Annotated in this window: 23 protein-coding genes and 2 pseudogenes; 13 read left to right on the top strand and 12 right to left on the bottom strand. The window is 68.9% G+C overall.

The genetic code is table 11. From position 1 onward, the window contains the following. Together ACWIHT_RS32250 and ACWIHT_RS32245 are read left to right on the top strand one after the other, a co-directional pair. Positions 1-623, top strand: a 623-nt coding sequence (locus ACWIHT_RS32250; RefSeq protein ID WP_456171803.1) for a helix-turn-helix domain-containing protein, incomplete at its 5' end; no start/stop codon positions are given. A gap of 52 nt (positions 624-675) precedes the next feature. Continuing rightward, a pseudogene (locus tag ACWIHT_RS32245) lies at positions 676-1,286 on the top strand (Uma2 family endonuclease). Positions 1,287-1,350: 64 nt separating this feature from the next. Here ACWIHT_RS32245 and ACWIHT_RS32240 read toward each other — a convergent pair. Together ACWIHT_RS32240 and ACWIHT_RS32235 are read right to left on the bottom strand one after the other, a co-directional pair. After that, a complete protein-coding gene (locus tag ACWIHT_RS32240; protein WP_456171801.1) occupies positions 1,351-1,668 on the bottom strand; it encodes a hypothetical protein in 318 nt (105 codons plus the stop codon). A 98-nt stretch (positions 1,669-1,766) separates the two neighbouring features. Then, complete coding sequence (locus ACWIHT_RS32235; protein ID WP_456171800.1) at positions 1,767-2,129, bottom strand: hypothetical protein; 363 nt, start codon at positions 2,127-2,129, stop codon at positions 1,767-1,769. A gap of 127 nt (positions 2,130-2,256) precedes the next feature. Here ACWIHT_RS32235 and ACWIHT_RS32230 point away from each other — a divergent pair, with 127 nt between their 5' ends. From ACWIHT_RS32230 to ACWIHT_RS32210, 5 genes and pseudogenes are all read left to right on the top strand, one after another. After that, positions 2,257-2,580 (top strand): hypothetical protein, encoded by a 324-nt coding sequence (locus ACWIHT_RS32230; protein WP_456171799.1) that lies wholly within the window; start codon positions 2,257-2,259, stop codon positions 2,578-2,580. Between the two features lie 139 nt (positions 2,581-2,719). Then, a pseudogene (locus ACWIHT_RS32225) lies at positions 2,720-3,124 on the top strand (WXG100-like domain-containing protein); the annotation flags it as partial. Between the two features lie 43 nt (positions 3,125-3,167). Then, positions 3,168-3,329, top strand: coding sequence for a hypothetical protein (locus tag ACWIHT_RS32220; RefSeq protein ID WP_456171811.1), 162 nt, complete (start codon positions 3,168-3,170; stop codon positions 3,327-3,329). 51 nt (positions 3,330-3,380) lie between these two features. After that, positions 3,381-3,734: a hypothetical protein gene (locus tag ACWIHT_RS32215; RefSeq protein ID WP_456171809.1), complete on the top strand. Its 354-nt coding sequence runs from the start codon at positions 3,381-3,383 to the stop codon at positions 3,732-3,734. 154 nt (positions 3,735-3,888) lie between these two features. Continuing rightward, positions 3,889-5,274 (top strand): S41 family peptidase, encoded by a 1,386-nt coding sequence (locus ACWIHT_RS32210; protein ID WP_456171798.1) that lies wholly within the window; start codon positions 3,889-3,891, stop codon positions 5,272-5,274. 62 nt (positions 5,275-5,336) lie between these two features. Here ACWIHT_RS32210 and ACWIHT_RS32205 read toward each other — a convergent pair whose 3' ends face one another. The 10 genes from ACWIHT_RS32205 to ACWIHT_RS32160 form a co-directional block, all read right to left on the bottom strand. Then, positions 5,337-5,687 (bottom strand): hypothetical protein, encoded by a 351-nt coding sequence (locus ACWIHT_RS32205; RefSeq protein ID WP_456171797.1) that lies wholly within the window; start codon positions 5,685-5,687, stop codon positions 5,337-5,339. A gap of 70 nt (positions 5,688-5,757) precedes the next feature. Further along, entirely contained in the window at positions 5,758-6,012 is a 255-nt protein-coding gene (locus ACWIHT_RS32200; RefSeq protein ID WP_456171795.1) for a hypothetical protein, read from the bottom strand. Positions 6,013-6,278: 266 nt separating this feature from the next. Next, the gene (locus ACWIHT_RS32195; protein WP_456171794.1) at positions 6,279-8,294 is read right to left on the bottom strand and encodes a hypothetical protein; all 2,016 of its coding nucleotides are present in this window, start codon (positions 8,292-8,294) and stop codon (positions 6,279-6,281) included. A 60-nt stretch (positions 8,295-8,354) separates the two neighbouring features. Next, positions 8,355-8,714, bottom strand: coding sequence for a hypothetical protein (locus ACWIHT_RS32190; protein ID WP_456171793.1), 360 nt, complete (start codon positions 8,712-8,714; stop codon positions 8,355-8,357). Positions 8,715-8,781: 67 nt separating this feature from the next. Further along, on the bottom strand, positions 8,782-11,925 hold the full coding sequence (locus tag ACWIHT_RS32185) for a glycosyl hydrolase 115 family protein (RefSeq protein WP_456171792.1): 3,144 nt from the start codon (positions 11,923-11,925) through the stop codon (positions 8,782-8,784). A 196-nt stretch (positions 11,926-12,121) separates the two neighbouring features. Next, a complete protein-coding gene (gene tuf / locus ACWIHT_RS32180; protein WP_262063998.1) occupies positions 12,122-13,315 on the bottom strand; it encodes an elongation factor Tu in 1,194 nt (397 codons plus the stop codon). Between the two features lie 143 nt (positions 13,316-13,458). Further along, the gene (gene fusA, locus ACWIHT_RS32175; RefSeq protein ID WP_456171791.1) at positions 13,459-15,588 is read right to left on the bottom strand and encodes an elongation factor G; all 2,130 of its coding nucleotides are present in this window, start codon (positions 15,586-15,588) and stop codon (positions 13,459-13,461) included. 39 nt (positions 15,589-15,627) lie between these two features. Continuing rightward, entirely contained in the window at positions 15,628-16,098 is a 471-nt protein-coding gene (rpsG, locus tag ACWIHT_RS32170; RefSeq protein WP_005481264.1) for a 30S ribosomal protein S7, read from the bottom strand. Positions 16,099-16,101: 3 nt separating this feature from the next. Then, on the bottom strand, positions 16,102-16,473 hold the full coding sequence (rpsL, locus tag ACWIHT_RS32165; RefSeq protein ID WP_003948652.1) for a 30S ribosomal protein S12: 372 nt from the start codon (positions 16,471-16,473) through the stop codon (positions 16,102-16,104). A gap of 309 nt (positions 16,474-16,782) precedes the next feature. Then, the gene (locus tag ACWIHT_RS32160) at positions 16,783-17,331 is read right to left on the bottom strand and encodes a DUF1707 and DUF4190 domain-containing protein (protein ID WP_456171790.1); all 549 of its coding nucleotides are present in this window, start codon (positions 17,329-17,331) and stop codon (positions 16,783-16,785) included. A 219-nt stretch (positions 17,332-17,550) separates the two neighbouring features. Between ACWIHT_RS32160 and ACWIHT_RS32155 the strand changes: the two genes are divergently transcribed. From ACWIHT_RS32155 to ACWIHT_RS32130, 6 genes are all read left to right on the top strand, one after another. After that, a complete protein-coding gene (locus tag ACWIHT_RS32155) occupies positions 17,551-18,306 on the top strand; it encodes a Crp/Fnr family transcriptional regulator (RefSeq protein WP_456171789.1) in 756 nt (251 codons plus the stop codon). A gap of 128 nt (positions 18,307-18,434) precedes the next feature. Next, positions 18,435-19,403, top strand: a complete 969-nt coding sequence (locus tag ACWIHT_RS32150) for a hypothetical protein (protein WP_456171788.1) — start codon at positions 18,435-18,437, stop codon at positions 19,401-19,403. After that, positions 19,400-21,694, top strand: coding sequence for a hypothetical protein (locus tag ACWIHT_RS32145; protein WP_456171787.1), 2,295 nt, complete (start codon positions 19,400-19,402; stop codon positions 21,692-21,694). Before ACWIHT_RS32150 ends, ACWIHT_RS32145 begins: the two co-directional genes overlap by 4 nt. 54 nt (positions 21,695-21,748) lie before the next feature. Continuing rightward, complete coding sequence (locus tag ACWIHT_RS32140) at positions 21,749-24,577, top strand: hypothetical protein (protein WP_456171786.1); 2,829 nt, start codon at positions 21,749-21,751, stop codon at positions 24,575-24,577. Continuing rightward, positions 24,574-25,146 carry a Pycsar system effector family protein gene (locus ACWIHT_RS32135; RefSeq protein WP_456171785.1) on the top strand — a complete coding sequence of 191 codons (573 nt, stop codon included), beginning with the start codon at positions 24,574-24,576 and terminating at the stop codon, positions 25,144-25,146. Before ACWIHT_RS32140 ends, ACWIHT_RS32135 begins: the two co-directional genes overlap by 4 nt. 45 nt (positions 25,147-25,191) lie before the next feature. Beyond that, complete coding sequence (locus ACWIHT_RS32130; protein ID WP_456171784.1) at positions 25,192-26,454, top strand: M48 family metalloprotease; 1,263 nt, start codon at positions 25,192-25,194, stop codon at positions 26,452-26,454. Positions 26,455-26,495 lie beyond the last annotated feature (41 nt).

The following is a 26,495-nucleotide window of genomic DNA, read 5'->3' as shown; positions in this document are numbered from 1 at the left end:
CCACCCGCTTCCCCGAGGGCAAAACCCGAATCGCCGCCGCCCTACGCGAGCTGGAGACCCACGGCTACCTCCGCCGCGAACGCCACCGCATCCCCAACGGCCGCATCATCACCCGCACCATCTCCTGCAACCAGCCCGGCAACAGCCGTAGAGACCACAAAGAGTCCCAACCCCACACGCGGCCCAAAGCCGCCAAGACCGCCACCCGCAAGGCACTGCCGCCCGTACCACGCCCCGCCTACCCCTCCCCCACCCTCATCCAACAGGCCACCGACCTCCTCACCGACCTCCGCCGCCACGACCCCCGCCTGCTCCTCTCGACCTGCGACACAACCCACCTCGCGCCGGGGGTCGCAGCCTGGCTGGAACGAGACGTCACCCCCACCGCCATACGCCACACCCTCACCACAGACCTCCCACCCGAAGCCCTACGCCGCCCCGCAGCCCTCCTGGCCCACCGCCTGACAGCCCAACTCCCGCCCCCACCACCATTCCGCACCCCGGCGGCGGCGCCAGTCGTACGGCACCCCCTCCAGAACTGCGACAACTGCGACCGAGCCTTCCGCTCCCCCACCCCAGGCCACTGCCACGACTGCCGAACCGATCTGCCGGGGGCGGCCTAGCATGAAGGGGACGATCCTTGCCCCTGGGCACAGACCACGAGGAGCGAGCGCCATGACCATCGCCTCGGACAACGCGCAGCAGGGCGCCGCCCACCAGTACCGGGCCATGAGGGACGTCCTACAGGGCATGGACGACACGCTTCCCGGCAAGTTCGAGATCACCAAGGAAGGGATCGTCCACGACATGATGTCGTCGGGAGGACCGCACGAGGTCACGGCAGCACGCATCAGCCGGCGACTTGAGAAGATCATGCCGGACGACTTGCTGGCTCATAACGGGACCCCCGACGTGGAGAACGAGCCCGAGGGGATCATGCGTCACCTGACGTGATGGTGATCGCCTGGAGCGACCTGGACACCCAAGCCTCCATCGATCCGCACACACTCATCGCCGCCATCGAAGTCGTCACCCGCTCCAACCCGGACAACGACTGGGTCGGCAAGATGCGTGACTACCCCCTGATCGGGATCCCCACCTACGCCGTCTTCGACCCCCGCACCGGCACCGGCGCCGTCCTCACCGACATCCACGCCACCCCCGACGGCCCCCGCTACGCCACCCGCAAGGACTTCGTCTACGGCGAGGACGTCACCATCGCCGACTGGACCATCTCGACGGAGGGCTTGCCGCGGTATGCGGGGCCCGGCAACCCAGAGTCCTGAGGGGAACAGGAAACCCCCTGGCTAAACTGCTCGTTTCAGAAAGGCAGCTACGTCGGTCGCGGCCTCACGCTAGGCGGTCCTCCGCAAGCAGTTCTGCGACCCGCTGAGCGGCCTCGTCCGGTGGCAACTCGGCCGGCCAGGGGAGCCGCTCCGTGCCGTCCCGGACTGGGTTTTCATCCCGATCCAGGGGGATGAGCTGCCAGTCCCGACCGTGCCGCCAGAACACGATCACTCCGTGAGGCCACGCAGGAAGGCTGCTGGTCCACCAGAAGGCCGTGCCGGCACCTTCCTCCCAGCGCTCGTCGGGGCCGTGACCGATTGCAGTACAGGCTGCGGTGAAAGCGGTATCGGCGATACGTCGATCCTGCCAGAACAAACTCACCGGCCGATCTTATCGATGGCTTCAGCGAGTCCGCGAGCTTGCGTCTGGCAATCTTGATCGGCAGGCTGTGCGGGTGCGATCTGATCATTCTGAAACGATCAGTAAATCCGCGCCACGAGAACCATGACGGCCATCCAGCCGACGCAGCCCCCACATGCGATCACCAGCGGCAGCCACCTCTGGACGCGCCGGCCCCGGACGACTAACCACACCGCGACCGCAACCACCGCGAGCCCCATGACGGCCGCGATCACCTGAAGAACGCCGGGCACCTCCCCCTGGCCCTGGCCTGTCGCGGCTCGGCGGAGGACCGCCAGCAGGCCTACGGCGAGCAGTGTCACGAAGACGCAGGTGAGACCGGTGAACAGCTTCCGAACTCGGTCGTCGACCGCGGCCAGCGCGTCTGTGCCGTCGCCGAGCTGGACTCCTTCGTCAGGGTTTGCCCCGTTCCCGCGGTTCATCACGGCGTGCACCCTACCGGGATGGACAGCCCTGTTTGCTCATCACGTCCGGCGAATCACGAAACGTACGCACTCACACGGGAGTTGGCAGTGCAGGCAGCCCGGCCATGAGGACGGAAGGCACGAAGTGAATCTCCGAGTCAGTCCCTGGGACCTCAGCGGATATGCGAGGCAGATCAGCCGCGCGGCGCACGACGCGGCGGACTTCAAGAGCCACTGCACCCGGTACACCGATATCGGTGTACCGGACCAGGGCGTGCTGAGCCTCTTCCTGAGCACGCACATGTCGACGGTCGAGACGGTCAACCAGGCGATGGACAGACTGCAAGAGGTCCTGAGTGCGGCGAGCTCGGAACTGGAGCGCGACAAGAAGTACTACATGCAAACAGACCTGGCTGTGGCAGCGCGCGTCGACGCGACCTATCCCCTCGTGAAGCGCCCGGTCGAGTAACTCCGTGTCCGACTTCATCGACGTCACCGAGCCCACGAGTGTGCTCCGGGCTCCGGCCGCACCGAGCGAGTTCTCCCAGGGACCGATCCTCGATGTCTTCAACAACTGCGGCGACCTGGCGAGCCTGACGTACTGGGTGATGGAGGCGTGCAACGCGGTCTTCGGCTTCAATCCTCTGGACGAAGTGGTCCAGTGGTTCGCCGGCGACTGGGAGTCGTTCGCCAAGTGCGGTGATATCTGGGACCAGTTGGGCAGAGCCGTCGACGCGGTCTCCAGCAATGTCAGGTCCGGCAACAGGACCCTCGACTCCACGTGGAACGGGCATGCCGCCGACGCGGCATACACCTATTTCCACACCTGCGCGGCGAAACTCGAAGAGATCAGAGACGAGTTCGGCAAGCTGAGGACCGAGTACGACCACCTGGCCCACTCGGCTTATTCCACAGCCGAGGCCATCACCGGCTATCTGAGCGGCATCATCGACAGCCTGTTGATCACCGCTGTCGAGATGGCGGCCGGGACCGCACTGTCGTGGACCGGCGCCGGCACGGCGGTGGGCTACGGCCTCGCGGCACTGGAGATCGAACATGCTCCGCCTCTGGGGCCAGGCAACCGAGGCCATCGGCAACGTCCAGGGCGTCGTGAACGGTGCCGTCGGTCTGGTGGAGACCACCGGCGCGACCCTCTACGGAACGATCTCCGAGTTCACGAAGATCGGCGAGTACGACCACCCGAGCCCGTCGATCTGATACGGCATCCAGCACCCGACAAACCGCCCTCACGTCACAAGGAGGACGCGCATGCCCAACGAACTACGCATCGGCGACGCGGACTTGATGGACATCACCGGCGGCGACCAGGCCCGCGCCCGGTCGCTGCGCAAGGCACTTCAGAAACTCGCCGACGACAATGCTCCCGACGATCCGCTGCGCGAGATGGCACGCGATGTCCTCAGCGGCCGAACGGGCCTGCGCGAGGCTGCCCGTGTCCCCTCGTACGCGGAGGCACTGAGCGACCGCATGGTTCAGGGCTTCCGCGAGTACGACCGCCTCTCCCCCGACGAACGCGTGAACCAGGAGGCGGCGGCACGGGCGCATCTGGCCGGGCAGGCGATGGAGATCGACGAGGAGCGCGCAGGTCGAAGAGCTTCCTGATACGCACTCCGACGCCCGGGCCCCGGGGGTTTCCCTCACTCCGATGCTCGGGTGTGCCGGATGTCCCGGGCGGTGGCCGATCGGTCAGGGTTGTGAGACCTGAGTTCATGCGGGTAACGCAGGCCGGATCGCCGCACCACGGGGAGAACAGAACGTGCGTACCACCATCGCCGCCACCGTCATCGCCCTGACCCTCGCCGCAGGCCTCGCCGCGCCGACCGCGTCCGCCACCGGCTCGGATCACACCACCGACGGCCTCTGGCGGATGGACGGCTACGGCACGGTCGTAGCCGTCGGTCACGGGAGGTACCAGGAGTACCAGACCACCGCGGTGAGCTGCCTCAAGGGCGACACCGCCCGGCAGACGGGCCCGGGGACGTACGCGATGGACGGTGACGTCGTCACGGTGCGGCCGGGCAAGGACGGGAACCACGCGTCGGTGGCGGTGGCCAGTTCGGTGGGCCACCGGAACCTGCGCCGCATCCCGGCCCTGCCCGCCGCCTGCACCCGCCCGACCCCGAAGGACCCCCTGACGTCGTTCGACGTCTTCTGGCAGTCGTACGAGGAGAACTACCCGTTCTTCGCGGCCAAGGGCATCGACTGGCACGCCGTGCGAGCCCAGTACCGCCCGCTGGTACACGCGAACACGACCAGGACGGAACTGTTCGACATCTTCAGCAGGATGGTGCGTCCGCTGTACGACGCCCATGTCGCGGTCCAGGACGGCGACCGCGTGTTCGCCGAGGGTCGCCCCGGCACGGCGGTGCCCGACGACGAACTGGACGCGAAGGTCAAGAAGTTCATCGAGGCGAGGGATCTGGCGAACGCCCCGTACCGCCAAGACTTCGCCAACGGCCGTATCACGTACGCGGACCTGCCGGGCAGCAGCCGTATCGGCTATCTCCGCATCTCCGGCTTCGACGGCTACCTGCCGGACGACGAGGCGTCGTACGCGGCCCAACTGGCCGAACTGGACCGGGCGTTGAACACAGTCCTCACGCCACGACGTTCCCAACACCTGCACGGCCTGATCATCGACCTGCGCATCAACGGCGGCGGCTCAGACGCCCTCGGCATCCACATCGCGCAACGCCTCACCGACACCCCCTACATCGCCTACTCCAAACGCGCCCGCAACAACCCGACAAACCCGAACCGCCACACCCACCCCGAGCCGATCCCGGTACTCCCGGCCCACGCCCCGCACTACACCGGCCCGGTGGCCATCCTGACCGGCGGCTCGACAGTGAGCGCGGGCGAGACCTTCACCCAGGCCCTGATCGACCGCCCCGGCCACACGATCCGCATCGGCCAGCCCACCCAGGGCGTCTTCTCCGACGTCATGGAACGCAAACTCCCCAACAGCATGACGGCCTACCTCCCGAACGAGGAGTACCTGACCGACTCGGGCCACACGTTCGACGGAACAGGGATCCCGCCAGAGGTGACGGTGCCTGTATTCACGAAGGAGGAGTTCACGGCGGGGCGGGATTCGGGGTTCGACCGGGCGGTGAAGATGCTGGGCGATCACCGGTCCTGAAGGACTGGGTTCCGGGCCTCCCGCGTCGCCCCGGAGTACGAGACGGTCAGAATCGGCCGCCGTCAGTTGGGGGTCGGGACGATGCCGGTGAACAGGAGGAACGAGAACATCACGGTGCTGGGCGCGAGGACGGCGAACAGAGCACGCTGAGCGACGGTCTTCTCGGTCTGCGGCAGGCCCCAACTGGCGAGCAGCAGCGCCAGGGAGGTCAGAAGCCCCACCTGAAGGATCGTGAAGGCAGTGTCGAACCTCCGGTAGAAGTGATCGGCTTCCGCACCGTTGCAGGAGTCGCAGGCCATGGGGGTGAGGCTGCCGATGATGTACGCGAAGAAGGCGGCGGGAAGGGTGACCACCGTCGCGATCAGCTGTCCGACCCGTGTTCCGCGCACCGAGGTGCCCTGTGTAATCGACATGCCCCGAGCCAACTACAGGGCACGGGGCGACACATGAGCACAAGTACTCAGGCCCGCCGGCCTCTTGACCTCACTTGCACCCCAAGGTCTTAAGGGTCGCCGGGAAGTAGGCCCGCATGAACTTCTCGATGTCCTTGCGGTGGGTTTGGTCCATGAGGCTGATCTGGGGGACTTGGAGGGTGAGGGTGAAGTAGTCGCCGCCGTTGGTCTTGCAGGGGGCAATCGAGATGGCTCCGTCGGTGCCGACGATCGACTTGTAGCCGAGGTTGATACCCCGTGGTGCCGTGACACGTGAGATCGACCCGGCGCCCGTCGCCAGATACATAAGGTCCGTTGCCGTGTCGTCCCACGAGAAACGGAACTCAAGAACGGGGTCGTGCTCCGACAGAAGGATGCAAGGCGCAGTGATCGCATCGGATCGATCGACTCGGTTGTACTCATGGAATGGCTTCGTGGACGTCACAAGCAGTCGAGTGAGAGCCGGGTCCACAGGAGTCCCGCAAATCGCCTTCGGAACCTCGTGATATGTGGAACTACCGCAAGACAACGCAAGGATGGACAGCAACAGCACGATCAGGATCCGGCAAGCGTTCACGTGGTTCGTTCTCCGGACATCCCAGTGGCATGCGCCATCCCGTCTCGGGCGGATCGACCGATCTCCTCTTTGGCGTTGTAGTACGGATTGCCATCCAACTGATGGGTCTTCTTCCACTCGTTCGCAAGGGCCATCAGCTGACCGTTCCTCTTGGTATACGCCTGGACATTGTCGTCCGCCTGTTTGTTGTCCAGTCGCCGCTGCTCATCAGCCAGCCACTGATCCGTCACATAGTCAAACCCCATCTGTACATCCCCACTACCCATAGGGATATAACTGATCGCCTTGTCGAAGAGCGGCTTGGACTCGAATGCCGCGACCTTCGGGTCACCCGCAGCCTGGACCCGGGCCTCCTCCAGGAAGCCGACGGTGCGGCCTGCTCCGCTCAGGGAATCGGCCGAGTTCGAGTGGTCGTGGTGAATGGCCGAAACCATCGCCTGGTTCATCCCCCCGTTCAACGTCCCATACGCCCCCTCATCCTTGGACACCTGTTTCGCGACCTCGAAGAGCCTGTGCTGGTCCAAGGGAGAATGGGCGACGTCGACTTCACTCATCGCTGCATGCACCGTATCCCCATGATTGATGAGCACATTGGCCATCGGCTTCCGGAGCGACGGCGGGAAATCGTCGCCGCTGTCGGACAGATAGTTCAGCGCCGACTTGAACACCGCGTCGTTCGTCGCCCGATCCCCCACCGGATGCCCGTGCGGATGCGCCGGATCGATCCCCGTCGCCGCCGCCTGCAACGCCGCTCCGAATCCCGCCCGGTCGTCGGCGTCCAACCGGGGTACGTAGTGGCCGCCCTTCGAGACCCCCTCGTCATTGAGGGTTACATTCCAGTCGCGGTCCTTCATGAGGTATTTCATGTGGGCGTCGGAATGGAGATAACGCGCGGCCTCCGCGGGGTCGCGGCTCATGATGCCGAGCATGCCGTCGACGGGGTCGTTGGCGAACCAGCCGCCGCGCGCGCCGGCGTACGTGCCCTTCACCCGCCAGATCCCGGGGTGCTTCTTCTCCGCCGCGATCATGTCGTCGGTGAGGTCCTCGACCATCCCGGGCGCGTACCCGTGGCCCTTCCCCATCAGCGTGACCAGCGACTGGTAGCCGACCGCCTTGTCGAGGTGGAGGCCCTGCGCGTCGGTGGCGTAGTGCCGGAGGCCCGCGTGCCGCATGTCGGTGCGCCACTTCCGGTACCAGTCCGACCCGGGATGCCTTGTCGCCGCGGCCAGCGTGTCCGCCAGGCCCGTCTCGATCGTCGCGTACCTGCCCGCACCGGCGCCGCCCTGGAAGTGGATACGGTCGTTCAGTTCGTTCGTCAGTTTCAGCGTTTCCGTCGCGCCCAGGTCGTCCAGGAGTGTCCGCGCGAACACCTCGTCGCCGCTGTTGTCTCGGAAGGACCGTTCCAGTTCGGCGAGTTGAGTGTCCGTCAACTCGCCGCCCCTGCTCAGTTTTTCCAGGTACCGGTCCGTCTCCTCGGCCTCGTACCGTTCTACGTCACCCGTCGCCCTGCCGTTGAACCCCCGCCCGCCGGCGAGCAGTTCGGAGTCGATCACGGCCCCCGCCAGCGCGATCCGGACGCCGGTATCCGCATCCGTCACATCGCGCACCGCCTTGCTGATGTGGTCCTGCCACTGCTGTGCGGCATGCGGATCGACGGGGGTCTCCGGCTGGTCGGGGCCGGGGCTCACGACCCCCTGTTCCGAAACCGCCATGCCCGCCCGAATCGCATCCCCCCGCGCCGCCTCCACCCGCCCCCGCAGCTCCACGAACCGCTCGTGCGCGTCCCGCAGCAGCGACGCGATCGCCTTGGCCTCCGTCTGCGCGTAGCCGAACTCCTTGAGCGTGGTGTCGAAGCGGGCGTTCGCCGCGTCGGCGCTGAGCCCCGTCCACGTCGTGCCCATGGAGATGCCGTGCACATCCCGCCGGTACGCCGTCTCCTGTTTCTCGAACTCGCCCGCCATGCCGTCCCAGCGCTCGGCCGCCGTGGTCAGCGTGGCGAGGTCGGTGGTCATGATCTCGTGATACGTCGGCATGTGCCCAACAGCCCCAATAGTTCCTGTAGTTGACTGGCCTCAGTACGTGTCCAGCGAGGACTGCTCGCGCAACGTCGACCCCACCGCCAGATCCGTACTCGTCAGCACCGCGTTCCCGCTCCGCAGCGCGTCCTTCTCCGCGCCGAGCCGGTCCATGAGGTTCTTCACCTGGTCCGCCCACGCCCCGTGCGCCTTCTTGAGAGCGGCCGAGGTGAGCCATCCGTCCCCGTCCTTCGCGGCGAACTCCCGTACGGCGGCGCCCACTTCCTCGTCCGCCCAGCGCCCCGCCACGAGCGTGTCTGGCCCGATGTGCTCCTCGATCGCCTTCGCCGCCGCCCGTTTCTCCCCCGGCGAGGACGCCAGCTTCCTCGGCCCCGAACTCAGCGCCGAAACGCCCAACTCCCTCGGCACCCCCGACCCACTCAACCCACTCGACCCACTCGGCCCGCCCACCGCAGTCCCTTCGCTACACCCGCCGACTCTCCAACGGCCCCAGGTACAGCGCCGGCAGACTCCCCGTGTCGATCACGAGCCGCTGCAACACCACCGTCGGGTCCATCATCCAGAACCTCAACCGGTGGACCCCGGCCTTCGTCACGGAGTGTTTCGTCGACGTCGCGTTGACGTTGTCGGAGGTGTTGCGGGCCCATACCGCGTTCAACAGGCCGTCATCAGCACCGACGTTGATGTCGACGGTCTCGATCGGCCCGTCGTCCAGGGAGACGCCGTAGCGCAGACCGCCCGTCGGCAACGCAGGGTTACGAGGGGACAGATACGCCCACACCGTCACCTCTCCCGCGGCAGGCGCCGACACCAGACTCACCTCGTACTCCAGCCGCGGCGACCCCTCCCCACCCGGCGTCTGCCGGGGCAGCGTCACCGGCCACGGCGTCATCCCCGCCCCCGTCCGCCCGATGCCGCCAATACGACGCCACCCGCCGACCACCCGGTCGTGGTGCTCCGCGTCGATCGCCACATAACCGCCCGCCTCCACGAACCCCCGTAGCCCCCGTAGCCCCCGTAGCCCCCGTAGGCCCCGTAGGCCCCGTAGTCCTCGGGCCGACGGCTTCTCTGCGACACAGCTGACCGCCACCGACGCCCCCGCACCGGTCACCGTCAGCACCCCCTCCGCACGCCCCACCGGCACCCGCGCCCAGTCCACCCCCACCTCCACCCGAACCTCCCGCTCCACCCGCCCCCGCGACCGCGACCCCTCCACCACCAACCACGGCACCGACGACGTATCGATCCGATAGTCGAAAGCCGTACGCCCACGGTTGAACACCTCGACGAACTGCTGCGGCCGCGTCTGGTACGGACTGAAGACCGGCAGGACAAGCCCCACCCCCGCCCCACCTCCCGGCCACCACACCCCCGTCTCCGAACCCTCCACCGCATCACCCACCGCATCCCCCACCGCCACCCCCATCTCCGCCCCCTCCCCCACCTCAATCCGCCGCACCGCCGGAAACAGCACGTCCGGCAACGCCACGTTGTCCCGTTCCGGCTGCTGCCAGCCGGCGTTGGGTCCGTACCGCTCCACATCCCCGTAGTCGATGTGCGGCTGTGTCTGGAAACCGGCCCATTTCCCGCCCGCCACCTGCGAGTTGAAGCGCTCGGCCAGCGCGAAGTCACGCGCGAGGGCCACCTCCGCCGCGTCCGCCAGGGAGTTCGTCGCGGCCCGGCCCTGCGCCGCGTACAGGAGGTTCGTGAACTCGGCCGACCGCAGTTCATACAGGTTGGCGGTCGCCGCCACCGCGTACCCGACGAGTTCGAACCACGCGTCCCGCACCCCACCCCCCGGCAGCCACCGCCCGATCCGCTCGGCCCGCCGCCCCAGCTCCCGCCACTCCTCCGTGACCCGCTCCAACTCCCGGTCTCCGAGGGCGAACGGTGTCTGCTGGTCGTCGTAGACCACCTGGCCGTCGACGAGAGTGATCCGCCGGTTCAGCAGTTCCGGTTTGCGGCGGGCCTGCAACTGCCCGTACGCGGCCAGCACCGAGGCGATCTCACCGGCCTGCCCTGCCCCGAAGTTCTGCCGTGCGTACCGCAGTTCCCACTCACCCAGCCGCGAGGCATCCCAACCCTCCGGATTCCAGGCGTAGTTGAGGAAGAACTCAGCCGGCAGTTCGTTGCCCTTGAGATCGCCCACATTCGCGACCCACAACCCCCGATTCCCGTACGCGTGCGCCGCGTGCAGCTGCTCCCACACGTTCCGCAGGTTCGCCGTGTCCACCCACTTGTAGTTCCGTCCGGCGCCCACATAGTCGAAGTGGTAGTACAACCCGTAGCCCCCGACGCGCCCAGGCTCAACAGGGTCCGGATACTTGCGGATGTTCCCCCAGTTGTCGTCCGTCAGTACGACCGTGACGTCGTCCGGCGCCCTCAACCCCCGGTCCCAGTACCGCTGGACCTCCTTGTACAGCGTCCACACCTGCGGGGTCTCCGCCGCCGGGCGGCCCGTCACCTCCTCGATGATCCGGCGCTGCGCCGCGATGATCTCCCGCATCAACTCGATGCCGTCGCCGTCGGGGAGGCTGGTGTCTCCGTTGCCGCGCATGCCGAGCGTGACGACACCCTCGAAGCCCTGGTCGACCATCCGCTGCACTCCGGCCCGCCAATAGGCCTGTATCGCCTGGGAGTTGAGCCGGTACGACCACTCCCCGGTGCCGCCGTACGGATCGTGGCCCGGTGTCACGATCGCGCCGGAGGAGTCCCGGACGGCGGCGACCGCGTGCCGGTTCCACTCCTCGATTCCCCGCATCATCGGCGCCTCATGAGACGTGCCCATGACAACTCCGTACTCCGACGCCCGCCGGTGGTTCTCCGGGTCGTCCTCCGCGAAGGCCCGTCCCCACACCGCCGGCCAGAGGTAGTTCCCCTTCAGGCGGAGCAGCACCTCGAAGACCCGGCCGTAGAAGTCCGCGGTGAAGCCGCCCGGATATCCCGGCGCCTTGCCCGGACCGAAGTACGCCGGCGCCCAGGTCCCCAGCGCCGGGTTCTCGTCGTTGATGAAGAAGCCCCGGTACTTCACCGCCGGCGTGCCCTGCGAGTAGCGGCCCGGCAGCACCCACACCTCGCTCCGCCGCGTCGGCGGTACGTCGTCCCACCAGTGCCAGGGCGAGACCCCGATGCCGTACGAGACGTCGTACGCGCCGAAGATCGTGCCGCGCGGGTCGCTGCCCGCGACGACGAACGCCCGGTCCACGCCCGGCAGCGGGCGGTCGACCACCGTCTGGAGCGAGGTCTCCCAGCTGCCGCGGATCCCGGAGACGTCCAGTTTCCCGGCGGCCACCAGGCCGTCGATCAGTGCGCTGCGGCCGATCGTGCCGACCAGCACCACGTCACGCTCACGCGCGAGAACACCTCCTGGCCGTACACCCGTGACGTGTTCGATGTCGGCCCGCAGGTCCCCTGCTACCCGTACGACTCCGGGGTGATCGTCGGGGTCCACCACGACCGGGGCGCCGACCAGGGGGAAGGCGCCCGTCGTACGCGAGAAGGAGATGTACGCACCCGCCTCGACAGACCGCGGGACCCCCTGCGACAGCAGCGGCACCGCGGCAAGTCCCGCTCCCAGTACGGCTCTTCGGCTCACGTACTCGCCCATGGCTCATCCCTCCCAAGCTGATTTGCTCAGTGGCATGACAAATGGTGGAGCGAGGGGAAGGAGGGGACAACGGGTCGTACCCGCCGAATAGTTTCGTAACAGCGGGCACGGCGACGGCAAAGGGGCCCGTACGACCGAAGTCGTACGGGCCCCTCTGGAAACCGCTACCTGAAACTACTACCAGGTCAGATCGGAACTACTTGTTGATCTTGATGACCTGGCCGGCGCCCACCGTGCGGCCACCCTCACGGATGGCGAACTTCAGGCCCTCTTCCATGGCGACGGGCTGGATGAGCGAAACGGTCATCTCAGTGTTGTCGCCCGGCATGACCATCTCGGTGCCCTCGGGGAGGGTCACGACGCCGGTCACGTCCGTGGTGCGGAAGTAGAACTGGGGACGGTAGTTGTTGAAGAACGGCGTGTGACGGCCACCCTCGTCCTTGGACAGGATGTACGCCTGGGCCTCGAACTCCGTGTGCGGGGTGACCGAGCCGGGCTTGATGATGACCTGGCCGCGCTCGACGTCCTCGCGCTTGATGCCACGGAGGAGGAGACCGACGTTCTCACCGGCCTGGCCCTCGTCGAGCAGCTTGCGGAACATCTCGATGCCGGTGACCGTGGTGGTGGTCTTCTCCTGCTTGATGCCGATGATGTCAACGGTCTCGTTGACCTTCAGGACACCACGCTCGATACGGCCGGTGACGACCGTACCGCGACCGGTGATCGTGAAGACGTCCTCGACGGGCATGAGGAACGGCTTGTCGGTGTCACGCGGCGGGGTCGGGATCGCCTCGTCGACGGCGGCCATCAGGTCGAGGACCGTCTGACCCCACTCCTTGTCGCCCTCAAGGGCCTTGAGCGCCGAGACCTTGACGACCGGCAGGTCGTCGCCCGGGAACTCGTACTCGGAGAGGAGCTCACGGACCTCAAGCTCGACGAGCTCCAGGATCTCCTCGTCGTCCACCATGTCGGCCTTGTTCAGGGCGACAACGATGTACGGAACGCCGACCTGGCGGGCCAGGAGCACGTGCTCCTTGGTCTGCGGCATCGGGCCGTCGGTGGCCGCGACCACGAGGATGGCGCCGTCCATCTGCGCCGCACCCGTGATCATGTTCTTGATGTAGTCCGCGTGACCGGGGCAGTCGACGTGGGCGTAGTGACGCGTCTCGGTCTGGTACTCGACGTGCGCGATCGAGATCGTGATACCGCGCTGGCGCTCCTCAGGAGCCTTGTCGATCTGGTCGAAGGCCGAGGCCTCGTTCAGGTCCGGGTACGCGTCGTGCAGCACCTTGGTAATGGCGGCCGTGAGGGTCGTCTTACCGTGGTCGATGTGACCGATGGTGCCGATGTTGACGTGCGGCTTAGTCCGCTCGAACTTTGCCTTCGCCACTGGGGTCCTCCTGCGGAGTGGTTCTGGTACGCCTTACTCATCGGCGCCAGGTGATCTTTGCTGGGATGCCGCCCGCCGGGGTCTGCCCTCCCGGGTGAGCCCCGGCGGTCGGTGTCAAGCCTAAAGCGTGCAAACGGTGTGTGTTACTCGCCCTTGGCCTTCGCGATGATCTCCTCGGCGACGTTCCGGGGAACCTCGGCGTAGGAGTCGAACTGCATCGAGTAGCTTGCGCGACCCGAGGTCTTGCTGCGGAGGTCGCCGACGTAGCCGAACATCTCCGAGAGGGGCACGAGGCCCTTCACGACGCGGGCACCGGCACGCTCCTCCATGGCCTGGATCTGACCACGGCGGGAGTTGATGTCGCCGATGACCTCACCCATGTAGTCCTCGGGCGTGGTGACCTCGACGGCCATCATCGGCTCAAGGAGCACGGGGGACGCCTTGCGAGCGGCCTCCTTGAACGCCTGCGAACCGGCGATCTTGAACGCGAGCTCGGAGGAGTCGACCTCGTGGTAGGCACCGTCGAGCAGCGTGATGCGGACGCCCGTCATCTCGTACCCGGCGAGGATGCCGAACTGCATGGCCTCCTGCGCACCGGCGTCCACCGACGGGATGTACTCCCGCGGGATACGGCCACCGGTGACCTTGTTCACGAACTCGTACGCCGGACCGTCGGACTCGGTGATCGGCTCGATCGCGATCTGCACCTTGGCGAACTGACCGGTACCACCGGTCTGCTTCTTGTGGGTGTAGTCCACGCGCTCGACGGCCTTACGGATCGTCTCACGGTACGCGACCTGCGGCTTGCCGACGTTGGCCTCGACCTTGAACTCGCGCTTCATACGGTCGACCAGCACCTCAAGGTGCAGCTCGCCCATACCGCCGAGGATGGTCTGGCCCGTCTCCTCGTCCGAGTGAACGTGGAAGGAGGGGTCCTCCTCCGCGAGACGCTGGATGGCAATACCCAGCTTCTCCTGGTCACCCTTGGACTTGGGCTCGATGGCGACCTGAATGACCGGCGCCGGGAAGTCCATGGACTCCAGGATGACCGGGTTCTTCTCGTCGCACAGCGTCTCACCGGTGGTGGTCTGCTTCAGGCCCATGACGGCGACGATGTCGCCGGCGCCCACCGCCTCGATCTCCTCACGCTTGTTCGCGTGCATGCGGTAGATCTTGCCGATGCGCTCCTTCTTGCCCTTGACGGAGTTCAGCACCGCGGTGCCAGTCTCCAGGCGGCCCGAGTAGACCCGGACGAAGGTGAGCTTGCCCAGGTGCGGGTCGCTCATGATCTTGAACGCGAGCGCGGACAGCGGCTCGTCCACGGACGGCTTGCGCTTGACGACGACCTCGGGGTCCTTGACGTCGTGGCCTTCGATGGCCTCGACGTCCAGGGGGGTCGGCAGGTAGCGCACGACCGCGTCGAGCAGGGGCTGGACGCCCTTGTTCTTGAACGCGGTGCCACAGAACACCGGGGTGACCGTGATGCCGTTGGACTTGCCGGTCTCGATGGTGACGCGACGGATCGCGGCGTACAGCTGCTCCTCGGTGGGCTCCTGGCCCTCCAGGAACAGCTCCATGATCTCGTCGTCGTTCTCCGCGACGGCCTCGACGAGCTTGCCGCGGTACTCCTCGGCAGCCTCGACGTGCGTGGCCGGGATGTCGACGACGTCGTACATCTCGCCCTTGGCGGCCTCGGCGGACCACACGAGCGCCTTCATGCGGACCAGGTCCACAACGCCCTTGAAGTCCATCTCGGCGCCGATCGGAAGCTGCATGATCAGCGGAACCGCACCGAGGCGGTCCTTGATCATGTCGACGCAGCGGTGGAACTCCGCGCCGGTCCGGTCGAGCTTGTTGACGAAGCAGATGCGCGGCACGCCGTAACGGTCGGCCTGACGCCACACCGTCTCGGACTGCGGCTCGACACCTGCGACGCCGTCGAACACCGTGACGGCGCCGTCGAGGACGCGGAGCGAACGCTCCACCTCGACGGTGAAGTCGACGTGCCCGGGGGTGTCGATGATGTTGATGGTGTAGTCGTCGTCCTCAAGCGGCCAGTGACAGGTGGTGGCAGCAGAGGTGATCGTGATGCCACGCTCCTGCTCCTGCTCCATCCAGTCCATGGTGGCGGCGCCGTCGTGGACTTCACCGATCTTGTAGCTGACGCCGGTGTAGAAGAGGATCCGCTCTGTGGTGGTCGTCTTACCCGCGTCGATGTGAGCCATGATCCCGATGTTGCGGACCCTGGCCAGGTCAAGTGAAGTGGTAGCCATAAGGCTTCGGTCTTCTCTCGGTCTCGTCGTGGGGAGCGACTACCAGCGGTAGTGCGCGAAGGCCTTGTTGGACTCGGCCATCTTGTGCGTGTCCTCGCGCTTCTTGACGGCCGCACCGAGGCCGTTCGAAGCGTCCAGAAGCTCGTTGAGCAGACGCTCGGTCATGGTCTTCTCGCGACGGGCGCGGGAGTAACCGACCAGCCAGCGCAGCGCGAGCGTGTTGGCGCGACCGGGCTTGACCTCGATCGGCACCTGGTACGTGGCGCCACCGACACGGCGGGACTTGACCTCAAGCGTGGGCTTGATGTTCTCCAGCGCGCGCTTGAGCGTGATGACCGGGTCGTTGCTGGTCTTCTCGCGCAGGCCCTCCATGGCGCCGTACACGATGCGCTCGGCGGTGGAGCGCTTGCCGTTCAGCAGCACCTTGTTGATCAGGGAGGTGACAAGAGGAGAACCGTAGACCGGGTCGATGATGACCGGGCGCTTCGGGGCGGGGCCCTTACGAGGCATTTTCTACTTCTCCTTCTTGGCGCCGTAGCGGCTGCGGGCCTGCTTGCGGTTCTTGACACCCTGGGTGTCAAGGGAACCGCGGATGATCTTGTAGCGAACACCGGGCAGGTCCTTCACACGACCGCCACGCACGAGCACGATGGAGTGCTCCTGCAGGTTGTGTCCCTCACCCGGAATGTAAGCGGTGACCTCGATCCCGCTGGTCAGACGCACACGCGCGACCTTACGCAGGGCCGAGTTCGGCTTCTTCGGGGTGGTCGTGAACACACGCGTGCAGACGCCGCGACGCTGGGGCGAACCCTCAAGTGCGGGCGTCTTGTTCTTCTCGACCTTGTCCTGCCGGCCCTTCCGGACCAGCTGCTGGATCGTAGGCACTACTTCTCCGGTTTCTGTGTGCCGATGGTGAAGCTAACCTGGAACATCGCCGACCCACGCGGTCGGGTGTGTCGAATCCCGCAGACTTTCGCCGGGCAGCAAAAGGGGCGCAGATTGCGGTGGCCAGTGTCGGCCCCCTTAGTGCGGTTCAAGGCACGCACGAGGGCCAGGGCACACCCCAGGCACAAGGTCTGAGCGTACCTACCTCATTCGCTGCGGTCAAAACAAATGGGTGTCACCCACGGCTCGGCACGGAACATGCCGAAGCCGCATCCCCTCCGCGATCTTCGAATCTACGGCGCGGAGACGTCAGGCGGAGCTGGCTCCGGCCACCACCAGCAGCATGAGGAACAGGGTCCAGGCGCTGACCGCGAGCCAGCCGAAGACCAGCCCGGTCAGCGCCAGCCCGTCACCGACCTCGTCGGTCCGCCGTATCTCCGCGCGGGCGGTGTGGCCGAGAATCACCGCCGGGATACCGGTCAGACCCAGCGTCGGCACGATCAGCAGGCCGCAGACCAGGGCGCCGACCGCCTTGCCGTTGGTCGGCGGCAGCGGGGCCGGCAGGAAGGCCGGCGGCACCGGACGGAAACCGGGCGGCGGCACCTGGACGACCGCCGCCTGCGGACCCTGGGGCAGATCGGCGACCAGCAGCATCAACTCGCCGACCGTACGGGCGTCGTAGGCCCGCGCCACCCGCTTCTCCAGCTCGTCCTCCCGCAGCCGCCCCTCGGCGAAGCCCGCCCGGAGCACATCCACGGCACGCTCGCGGTCGGCGGTCGCGGCCAGCATGGACGCTCCGCCGTGCGGCTGCCACGGCTGCTGCGGTCCCTGCCCCTGCCACGGTGTCGGGTACGACACTGAGTACCTCCCCCGGCGCCGGAGACCGAATGCCTCCATGATGCTCCAACGTGCCGAAAACGGCACCGGTTCCCCACCCCGCGCCATCGGCCCCGGTGACGCGAACCGGCATGCCGACGTACCCGCTTCCGCCAGTGGCCGGTTTCCGCACTTTCACTCTCCGCGACTCCGTGCTTTCAGTACGTTGATCGACCCACTGTCGGAATTCGGGGGATGTAAATGACAACGGGGATACCGGCGTACACGCCGGACGACGGGGGTCTGGACGACCAGGTGCCCTTCCTGGCCCGGCTGGAACGCGAGGACCGCTCGGCGCTGCTGGCCCTGGGACGCGCGCTGGACTTCACCCCCCGGACGATCCTGGTCCGCCAGCACGAACCCTCCGCGCATGTCCTCTTCCTCGTGCACGGCTGGACCAAGATCACCGCCTCGGCCGCCAACGGCTACGAGGCCCTGCTCGCGCTGCGCGGCCCCGGCGACATCGTCGGCGAGTCGGCCGCGCTGACCGGACGCCCGCGGTCGGCGACCGTGACCGCGCTGGAACCGGTGCGGGCGGTGGCGGTGGAGCGCGGCCAGTTCAAGGACTTCCTCAACCGTTCGCCCGCCACCTCCTTCGCCCTCCTCGGTCTCACCTCGGACCGCACCCGCGCGGCCGACCGGCGCCGGCTGGAGTTCGCGTCGATGAGCGTGCGGGAACGCTTCGCCGTGCTGCTCCTGGACCTGACCCGCACCCACGGCCGCCGTACCCCCGACGGCATCGAACTCGCCGTACCCCTCAGCAAGCAGGAGCTGGCCGGGTCGGTCGGCGCGTCCCGGGAGATGGTCCAGCGCCTGCTGAAGGAGTTACGGGACAAGGGGGCCGTGTCCACCGGCCGCCGCACGATGCTGATCATGCGCCCGGACATCCTGCGCCGCATAGCCGCCGCGGGCCCGACCGCGGGGATCCCGTCGCCGCCGGGGCCGGTGGAGGACTGAGCGGAGGACCGAGCGGAGCCGGACTGTGAACACCTTCACAGTCCAAGTGCGTCATCCTCCCTCACCGCTGAGGCCCCGTCAGCATCACGCTGCTGCTCTGCACAAGCACGCCCCCGCGAAAGGCGACCATGAGCGACCCCGTGAGCCGCACGATCCTGCTGCTGGACATCGAGAGGTACAGCGACCGGGACGACGTGGAACAGGCCTATCTGCGCCGCATGCTCTACGACATCACCGACCGCACGCTGGAGAGCGCGGGCATCGACGAGACCCGGCGGCTGCGGGCCGACCGCGGCGACTCGGTGATGGAGCTGATCGACGCGAGCGCTCCCGTCACGGCGCTGCTGCGGGCCCTGCTCACGGAGGTGCCCGTCCGGCTGAAGGCGGTCAACCGCATGGCGTCCCGTTCCGCGCAGATCCGGCTGCGCGGTGTCGTCGCCACGGGGTACGTGGCCGTGGACCAGCACGACGGCTGGGTCGGCTCCGACCTCAACCACGCGTGCCGGCTGCTGGACGCGGATGTCCTGCGCGCCGCCCTGCGCGAGCGCACCGCCGACTTCGCGCTGTGCGTCTCGGACGGCCTGTACGCGGGAGTCGTCCGCCACGACCACCCGGGCATCCCGGCCGACGACTTCCACCAGGTGACGGTGGCGAGCAAGAACGGCCCACTGGGGGCATGGCTGCACGGACCGGTGCCCGGAGGGGCGGCCGGCGAGAACCACGGTGACGCGGGGAAGGGGGAGGGGGAGGCGCAGGGCGGATCGGGGGACCGCCCTGCGCCCGGGCCCCCGGCACGGCAGACCCCGGGTCAGGAAGCCGCCGCGCCCGACACCCCCGCATCACAGACCCCGGGTCCGGGCGCCCCCGCACCGGGCCCCCACGAGGAACGGGTTCCGCCGCAGGGCGGATCACCGGAGGGCCGCCCGGCGCCGGACGGAACACGGGGAGCCCCGGCGCCGGGTGTCGTCTTCCACTTCAACGGCGGTTCGCCGTCCTTCGGCGGCAGCCTGGTCGGCCACGACCAGCACGGCGTCAGCGGCGGCCAGGTCACCGGCGACGTCCACCTCGGCGGGCAGGAGCGGGGGGACGGCGCATGAGCGACCAGGAGGAGCCGGAGAAGCCGAGAGCCGCGTCCGGCGGCCCGTCCGACGCCAAGGACCAGAAGGGCCCGAAGGACCAGAAGAACGCGAAGGACCAGAAGAACGCGAAGGACCAGAAGAACGCCAAGGGCGCCAAGGGCGCCAAGGGTTCCGGTGACCCGAAGCAGGGCGAGACGGCCGCCGACGATGCCCCTCAGGGCGGTGACGACGACGAGGAACGGGACCAGCCGCAGACCGCCTGGGCCGCCCGCCGGGACCTGATCGACCACAGCCCGCGCAGCATGCACGTCGGCGACCGCTCCCGCTTCGGCGGCGGCCTCGTCGGCCACGACCAGCACGGCGTCAGCGGCGGCCGGGTGACCGGCGACGTCATCATGGGCAGCAAGACGACGATCCACTACGCGATACCCGGCCTGTCCGCGCCCGCCTCCGCCTCCGGCGAGGTCCCGCGGATCGTCCTGGAACGCCTCGCCGAGACCTTCGTCGCCGACGAGGAGTACATGGCCGGACTCCTCGAACGCCTGCGCGGCGACCGCGTCCTGGTCCTGTCCGGCGCCCGCTTCACCGGCCGCCACACCGCCGCCCTGATGCTGCTGCACCGGCTGGGCGCCGACCCCGTCCGCACTCTGGTCCGCGACACCGAACCTGCCTCGCTCGCCGGGCGGTTCAGCCCCGAGGACCAGGCCCGCGGCTACCTCCTGGCCGACCTCGCCACCCGCCGCGACCGCCCGCTGCGCGAGCCGCACGTGCTCGCCGCGAAGGACCGGCTCGTCGAGCAGGACGCCTATCTCGTCATCACCGTCGGCCCCACGGCCGTACTGGAGGACGTGCCGAAGGTCGAGTGGCGGCCGCCGAGCGCGGCCGAGGTCCTCGCCGCGCATGTGCGCACCCGCACCGACGCGGAGACCGCCGCCAAGCTGCTGGACCTGCCGGACGTGGTCGAGTTCCTCACCCGTGACCACCAGTTGCGCGAAGTCGCCGCGTACGCCGTGCAGTTGGGCCGGTACGCGGCCGGCGAGGTGGCCGCGGACGCCATCGCGCAGTTCTCGCTGATCTCCCTGGAGAACCAGGTCCGGGAGTGGTTCGAGGAGGACGAGAGCGCGATCCATCTGCGGGACAAGGCGTTCCTGGTCGCGCTCGCCGCCTTCGACGGCGGCCCGTACGCCCTCACCGCCGAACTCAGCGACCTCCTCTACCGGTTCCTCCAGGAGACCGAGAACCCCACCCGCGTCCCCGAGGTCCCCGTCTTCGGCACCCACATCGGCAAGCGCCTCCAACTCGCCCGCGCCACGCGCTACGAGGAGGACGAGCACACCGAGTGGGGCCCGGTCGCCCAGCACAAGGCCCGGTTCCTGGACGAGCGGGCCTCACTCGTCCTGCTGCGCGAACTGTGGACCGGCCATCCGTCCGCCCGCCCGGCCCTCATCAACTGGCTGCGCAGACTCGCCGACGACGGCCGTCCGCTGGTCCGCACCCGCGCCGCGTCCACCGTCGCGATCCTCGCCCGCACCGACCTGCCCTCCGCGATGGCGCTGGTCATCGAGGTGTGGGCCACCTCCAAGCTGTTCCGGCACCGGCTGGTCGCCGTCAACTCCCTGACCCTCGCCCACCTCATCGACACCCCCAACATCCCGCGCATCCTCGACGACTGGTGCGAGGGCGACGACGAGCGCCGCCGCTGGGTGGGCGTCCGGTCGTACGGCCTGATCGGCTCGGAACGCCCCGAGCAGGCACTCGCCGCCCTGCGCAAGGCGGTACGCCGGCTCTACGACAACGACCAGGACCTGGACCTGGAGATCGGGCGTGAACTCGCCGAGGCCGTAGGGCTGTTGCTGCTCTCCTCGGCCGAGGAACGGGCGCTCGCGGAGCTGCGCCAGCACCTCGACGACGACCGCGCCGTCCGCGACCTCACGCTCGCCGGCTTCGTCAACGCCTGCGGGCGCACCGAGGGCGACGAGCGCTACGGCATGCCGCTGGTCCTCGACTGGTACGCCCGCGCGGTGGCCACGGGCAGCGCCTCGGCGTACGGCATCCCCCACCTCTGGCGGGCGGCCCTCGCCGATCTGCGCACCACCCGGCCGGCGCTCGACGTACTGCGCGCGTGGGTGCTGATCGCCGACCGCGCCACCGCCACCGAGTGGGCGCTCGCCGCGCTGCTCCCGGCCCTGGTGGCCACGCCCGAGGACCACCAGCGGCTCAGCCACCTGCTGCGCACCATGTCCGGCGAGGACGGAAAACCGCCGCCCCAGGTGGCGGCCCGCCTTCTGACCACGCTCCCCATCCGCTGACCCACATCGGAACGACCCGCGCACGCCGGGTGGTACGTCCGAGGAGACACGCCCATGCCCACCTTCCGCCAGCCCGAGTGGCAGCAGCCCGCCGACCGGCACACCGAGATCGTCGACCCCGTCCTCACCGTGCGGCAGCTGTCGCGCTTCGAGTTCAACCTCAAGTCGTACGTCCGTATCGACAACGCCCTGGTCTTCGCCACCGGCAAGGGCGGCTTCGTGGCGTACCTCCCGCCGCAGCGGCCGACCCGCGGGGACATCGCGGCGAACCGCTACACCGCCGTGTACGAGGTCGACATGGGCGTGCATCCGCACACCTGCGACCTCACGCTGCCCAGCGACAACGACGCGTTCGAGTTCACGGCCGCCGTCGACCTGTCCTGGCAGGTCCTCGACCCGGTCCGGTTCGTGGCCGGCGGCCACCGGAACGTACCCGGGCTGCTGCTGGGCGAACTCCAGCAGGCGGCCCGGCCGGTGACCCGCCGGTTCGCCATCGCCGACAGCGCGTCGGCCGAGGTCGAACTGCTGGAGCGGATGAACCTCCTCGGCCCGCTCGGCGCCCCCGCCGGACTCCAGGTCACCTGGACGCTACGGCTGAAGCGCGACGAGGCCAACATCGAGCACGAGCTGCGCAAACAGGCCATCGAGCACTCCGCCGACGAACAGATCCGGGCGGCGCGGCGGGGCATGGACATCGACGTCGAGGTCGACCGCCGCGCCCGCCAGGGCGACTCGCTCCAACTGGACCGGGCCATGCAATACGGCACCCACCAGCAGGAGTTGCTCCTCCAACAGCAGCGCTGGCAGCACGCGCAGGCCCTGCTCGCGGGCCAACAGCAGCTGGAACTCCAGCAGTTGGAGGCACAGAAGATCGAGTTCTACCAGTTCCACCTCCAACAGGGCGGCGTCCACCAGTGGGCACTCCACCTCGCCCAGCACCCGGAGGACTCCCACATGGTCATGAACAGCATGCGCGAGGACCAACTCCGCATGATCCAGGCCCAGATGGAACTGGTCCAACAACTCCTCAACGGCGACACAGCCGAGAACTGGGAACTGGAAGGCCCCAAACAACTGGCACTCCGCACAGTCAACGACATCCTCACCCAACGCCTCCCGGGCGTCCCCCAGAACCCACCTCCGCCACTGCCTCCGGGGGTTGGCCCGGGCTACCCCGGCGAGCCAGCGGGCGTGGGCCCGGGGATGGCTACGGCTCCGGGAAGCCACCCTGCCGATGAGCAAGGGCCGGGCGGACAGCCGACGGGGATGGGGCCGTATGCGGCTGGGCAGGGCGGAGTGCCGGGGGGTTATGCGGCGGGGCAGGGGGCGGGGGCTTACGCAGGTGGGCCGGGCTCCCTGCCCGGGGCTTACGCGGGTGGGCCAGGCTCCCTGCCCGGGGCTTACGCGGGTGGGCCAGGTGCGATGCCTGGGGCTTACGCGGGTGGGCCGGGCTCAGCGCCCGGGACTTACGCGGGTGGGCCGGGCTCAGCGCCCGGGACTTACGCGGGTGGGCCCGGTGTGGTGCCAGAGGGTTACGCGGGTGGGCCGGGCGCGGCGCCCGGGACTTACGCGGGTGGGCCCGGTGTGGTGCCAGAGGGTTACGCGGGTGGGCCGGGCGCGGCGCCTGGGACGTATACGGGTGGGCAGGACGCGGCATCCGGGGCTTACGCGGGTGCGCCCGGTGCGACACCGGGGACGTATACGGCAGGGCAGAGCGGAGCGCCCGGGACTCATCCGGGTGGGCCGGGCACGGCACCCGAGGCTTACGCGGGTGCGCCCGGTGCGACACCGGGGACGTATGCGGGTGGGCAGAGCGCGGCACCCGGGGCTCATCCGGGTGGGCCGGGGGCGGCACCCGGGGCTCATCCGGGTGGGCCGGGGGCGGCGCCCGGGGCTCATCCGGGTGGGCCGGGGGCGGCGCCCGGGGCGTACGCGGGTGGGCAGCCCTCGGCGTCCGGGGCCTACGTTCCTGGGCAGGTACCGCCGGCAGGGCCGTACGGGCCCGGGCAGGCGGCCGAGACAGGGCCGTACGGATCCGGACAGACCTCGGCGCCGGGACCGCACGCATCCGGACAAACGCCGGGAGCGGGACCGTACGGGCCCCGGCAGTTCCCGGCGACAAGCCCGTACAGCCCTGGGCAGGGCGCGGCATCAGGGGCGTTCCCGAACGGGTCCGACCCCAGCGATCCGTACCCGAGCGGATCCAATCCGGGCAGCCCCTATCCGAACGGGTCCACCCCGAACGGCCCGAACCCGAGCGGGCCCTACCCGGGTGCGCCGACGGCTGTCCCCGGCACCGCCGCCGGACCGTTCCCCGGTGCCCCGGGCCACGTGGCTTCCGGCCGGCCTCCGGCTCAGGCCGGGCCGGGTGGACCGACCACCACGGCTGGGCCGACCGGGCCCGCCGGGCCGACTGCGCCGACCGGATCGGCTCGCCCCGCTGGAGCGGCCGGATCGGCCACCGGCGCGCCGTATCCGCCGGGGTCGGTCGCCGGCATGCCCGCGTCCGCGCCCTACGGCTCACCGCCCGTCGGGCAGGCACCGCAGGGCCCGTACCCGGGCGCTCCGGCGCAGCCCCCGGCATCGTCTCCGGCCGCTCTGCCGGAGCCTTCGGGACAGCACGAGGGCTCGACACCCGCCGCCCTGTCCAAGGCCCCGGCCGACCCGTCGCCTCTCAGCACAACCGGAGCCTCGGCCCCAACACCCGTCACCGCATCCGAGGTTCGCGACTCGCAGTCCTCGACCCCGACGCCCGCACCCGAGGGCTCCGCCTGGCAGCCCCCGCCCGGATACGGCCGGACGCCGACCCTGCCGGAAGTGGCCGCGGGTTCGGAGGCGGAGGACGTCGAGGAACCCGACAGGCCGGAGGGCGGCGGCGCATGACCACACTCGACCCCGCTCCCTCACCCACCCCAACTCCCCCAACTCCTCCACCCCCACCGCTCCCCCGCCCCACCCCCACCGACCTCGTCCCCCTCTGCGAGCGCCTGCTCTCCGAGCTCCGTAGCGAAGTCGCCCGCGCCGACGGCAAGGCGTCCGTGTTGGTCGGGGCTCTGGGGATGACCGGGGGTGTGTTCAGCGGGCTGTTGGCGGGGCGGGGGTGGACCCCGGGCGAGCTCTCGGCCACGGCCACCGTGCTGTGGTGGGTCGCACTGGCATCGCTGGGGCTCTCACTGTTCGCGCTGCTGCTGGCCGTACTGCCCCGCTACCGCTCCGAGCAGTGGACGCCCGGCCGACCCCTCTCCTATTTCGGTGACATCCAACAGGCCGTCCGGCAGGGCCAGTTGGAGACCGCGCTCGGCGACACCCGGCGTGACCCCACGAACGGGCTGACCACGGCCCTCGCCGAGCTGAGCCGGATCGTCGCCCGCAAACACCAGTGGATCCGTACCGGCCTGATCGCCTTCTGCACCGGCACGGTCCTGCTGCCCGCCTCACTGCTGATCGGCTGACCGCCGCACCGGCACCCGTCCCCGCCTCAGAAGGAAGCAAGCACCATGACCCAACCACCACCGGGGTACCCGGAGTACCCCGAGTACCCCGGGCAGCCGGCGCAGGCACCTCAGCCGCAGATACCCCCGCAGTACCCGACCCGGGCCGCCCAGTCCCCCGTACCCCCGCAGTACCCCCAGCAGCAGCAGCCCGCATCCACCTATCCGCAGGACCCGTACGCCTACCCGCAGGCCTCCGCCCCGATACCCCCGCAGTACCCGCAGACCCCGCCCCAGGCGCCCCTGACTCCCCCGGCCCCGGCCCCGGCCCCAACGCCGGCCGCCCGGCCCGCGCCCGCCGACGACCCGGACCATCCGAACCACATCAACACCGACGCCCGCCGTGTCCACATCGCCAGCCAGCAGCGCCACACGGACGCCACCGCGGTCGGTAATCTGCTGCTCTATCTGCCGAACTTCCTGTGCAGCCTCTGCGTCGTCGGTCTGTTCTCCGCCTTCTTCGGCAAGCTCGGGTTCCTGATCATCCTGCTCTGGCTGGCCAGCGGCGCACTCGTGTTCCACCGCCCCACGGAAAGCGCCCTCGCGCGCCGTCTGCTCCACCTCCGCTACCCCACTCCGCAAGAACGAGCCAAAATCGAACCGGTCTGGCGGGAGGTCACCGCCCGCGCCGGCGTCGAGGGCCGTAACTACGAGTTGTGGGTCGAGGACAGCGAGGGCCTCAACGCGGTCGCCGCAGCCGGCCACATCGTCGGTGTCACCCGGTTCGCCCTGAACGAGCTGCCCAACGGCGAGCTGGCCGCCGTCATGGCACACGAACTCGGCCACCATGTCGGCGGCCACGCCTGGTCGGGACTGCTCGGCTACTGGTACGCGCTGCCGGGCCGGATGGCCTGGCGGGTACTGAAGGCGCTCTCCGTGCTCGCCTTCCACGTCTCGCGCGCCTTCGGCTGCTTCGGCGTCGCCTTCGTCGTGATGATCGTCGGCGGTCTCGCGTTCGCCACCATCAGCACGCTCTACGGGCTGCCCCTGCTGATCCTCGGGGTGCCGTACGCACTGGCCGCCGTCGGCCGGCGTGCCGAACTGCGCGCCGACGAACACGCCGCCGCCCTCGGCTTCGCCCCGATGCTGGCGTCCGTGCTCGACAAGCTGCACCAGGGAGAGCAGCACGCACAGGCCGCCCAGACCGCGCGGAACGGCGGGGTCACCGTCGAGGAGAGCGCGCTGAGCAAGCTGCTCTCCTCGCATCCGGACTACCACACCCGGCTGCACCACCTGCGGCAGTACCTCCAGCCGCAGCGGCCGTACTGAGGAAAAAGACACGACGGCACGACCAAGGGCGGCCACCCCGT

It is taken from the genome of Streptomyces sp. NPDC002276 (assembly GCF_053891435.1).
Note: the sequence above shows the minus strand (reverse complement) of the source record. Positions and strands in the feature narration are given on the sequence as shown.

What these genes read in the sequence shown, in the direction of transcription:
- fusA (WP_456171791.1), bottom strand. Translation starts at nt 15,588, where the DNA reads ATGGCTACCACTTCACTTGACCTGGCCAGGGTCCGCAACATCGGGATC.
- ACWIHT_RS32140 (WP_456171786.1), top strand. Translation starts at nt 21,749, where the DNA reads ATGCCCACCTTCCGCCAGCCCGAGTGGCAGCAGCCCGCCGACCGGCAC.
- rpsG (WP_005481264.1), bottom strand. Translation starts at nt 16,098, where the DNA reads ATGCCTCGTAAGGGCCCCGCCCCGAAGCGCCCGGTCATCATCGACCCG.
- ACWIHT_RS32235 (WP_456171800.1), bottom strand. Translation starts at nt 2,129, where the DNA reads ATGAACCGCGGGAACGGGGCAAACCCTGACGAAGGAGTCCAGCTCGGC.
- ACWIHT_RS32220 (WP_456171811.1), top strand. Translation starts at nt 3,168, where the DNA reads ATGCTCCGCCTCTGGGGCCAGGCAACCGAGGCCATCGGCAACGTCCAG.
- ACWIHT_RS32215 (WP_456171809.1), top strand. Translation starts at nt 3,381, where the DNA reads ATGCCCAACGAACTACGCATCGGCGACGCGGACTTGATGGACATCACC.
- ACWIHT_RS32155 (WP_456171789.1), top strand. Translation starts at nt 17,551, where the DNA reads ATGACAACGGGGATACCGGCGTACACGCCGGACGACGGGGGTCTGGAC.
- ACWIHT_RS32205 (WP_456171797.1), bottom strand. Translation starts at nt 5,687, where the DNA reads ATGTCGATTACACAGGGCACCTCGGTGCGCGGAACACGGGTCGGACAG.
- ACWIHT_RS32145 (WP_456171787.1), top strand. Translation starts at nt 19,400, where the DNA reads ATGAGCGACCAGGAGGAGCCGGAGAAGCCGAGAGCCGCGTCCGGCGGC.
- ACWIHT_RS32195 (WP_456171794.1), bottom strand. Translation starts at nt 8,294, where the DNA reads ATGACCACCGACCTCGCCACGCTGACCACGGCGGCCGAGCGCTGGGAC.
- ACWIHT_RS32185 (WP_456171792.1), bottom strand. Translation starts at nt 11,925, where the DNA reads ATGGGCGAGTACGTGAGCCGAAGAGCCGTACTGGGAGCGGGACTTGCC.
- ACWIHT_RS32150 (WP_456171788.1), top strand. Translation starts at nt 18,435, where the DNA reads ATGAGCGACCCCGTGAGCCGCACGATCCTGCTGCTGGACATCGAGAGG.
- ACWIHT_RS32200 (WP_456171795.1), bottom strand. Translation starts at nt 6,012, where the DNA reads ATGTATCTGGCGACGGGCGCCGGGTCGATCTCACGTGTCACGGCACCA.
- ACWIHT_RS32130 (WP_456171784.1), top strand. Translation starts at nt 25,192, where the DNA reads ATGACCCAACCACCACCGGGGTACCCGGAGTACCCCGAGTACCCCGGG.
- ACWIHT_RS32135 (WP_456171785.1), top strand. Translation starts at nt 24,574, where the DNA reads ATGACCACACTCGACCCCGCTCCCTCACCCACCCCAACTCCCCCAACT.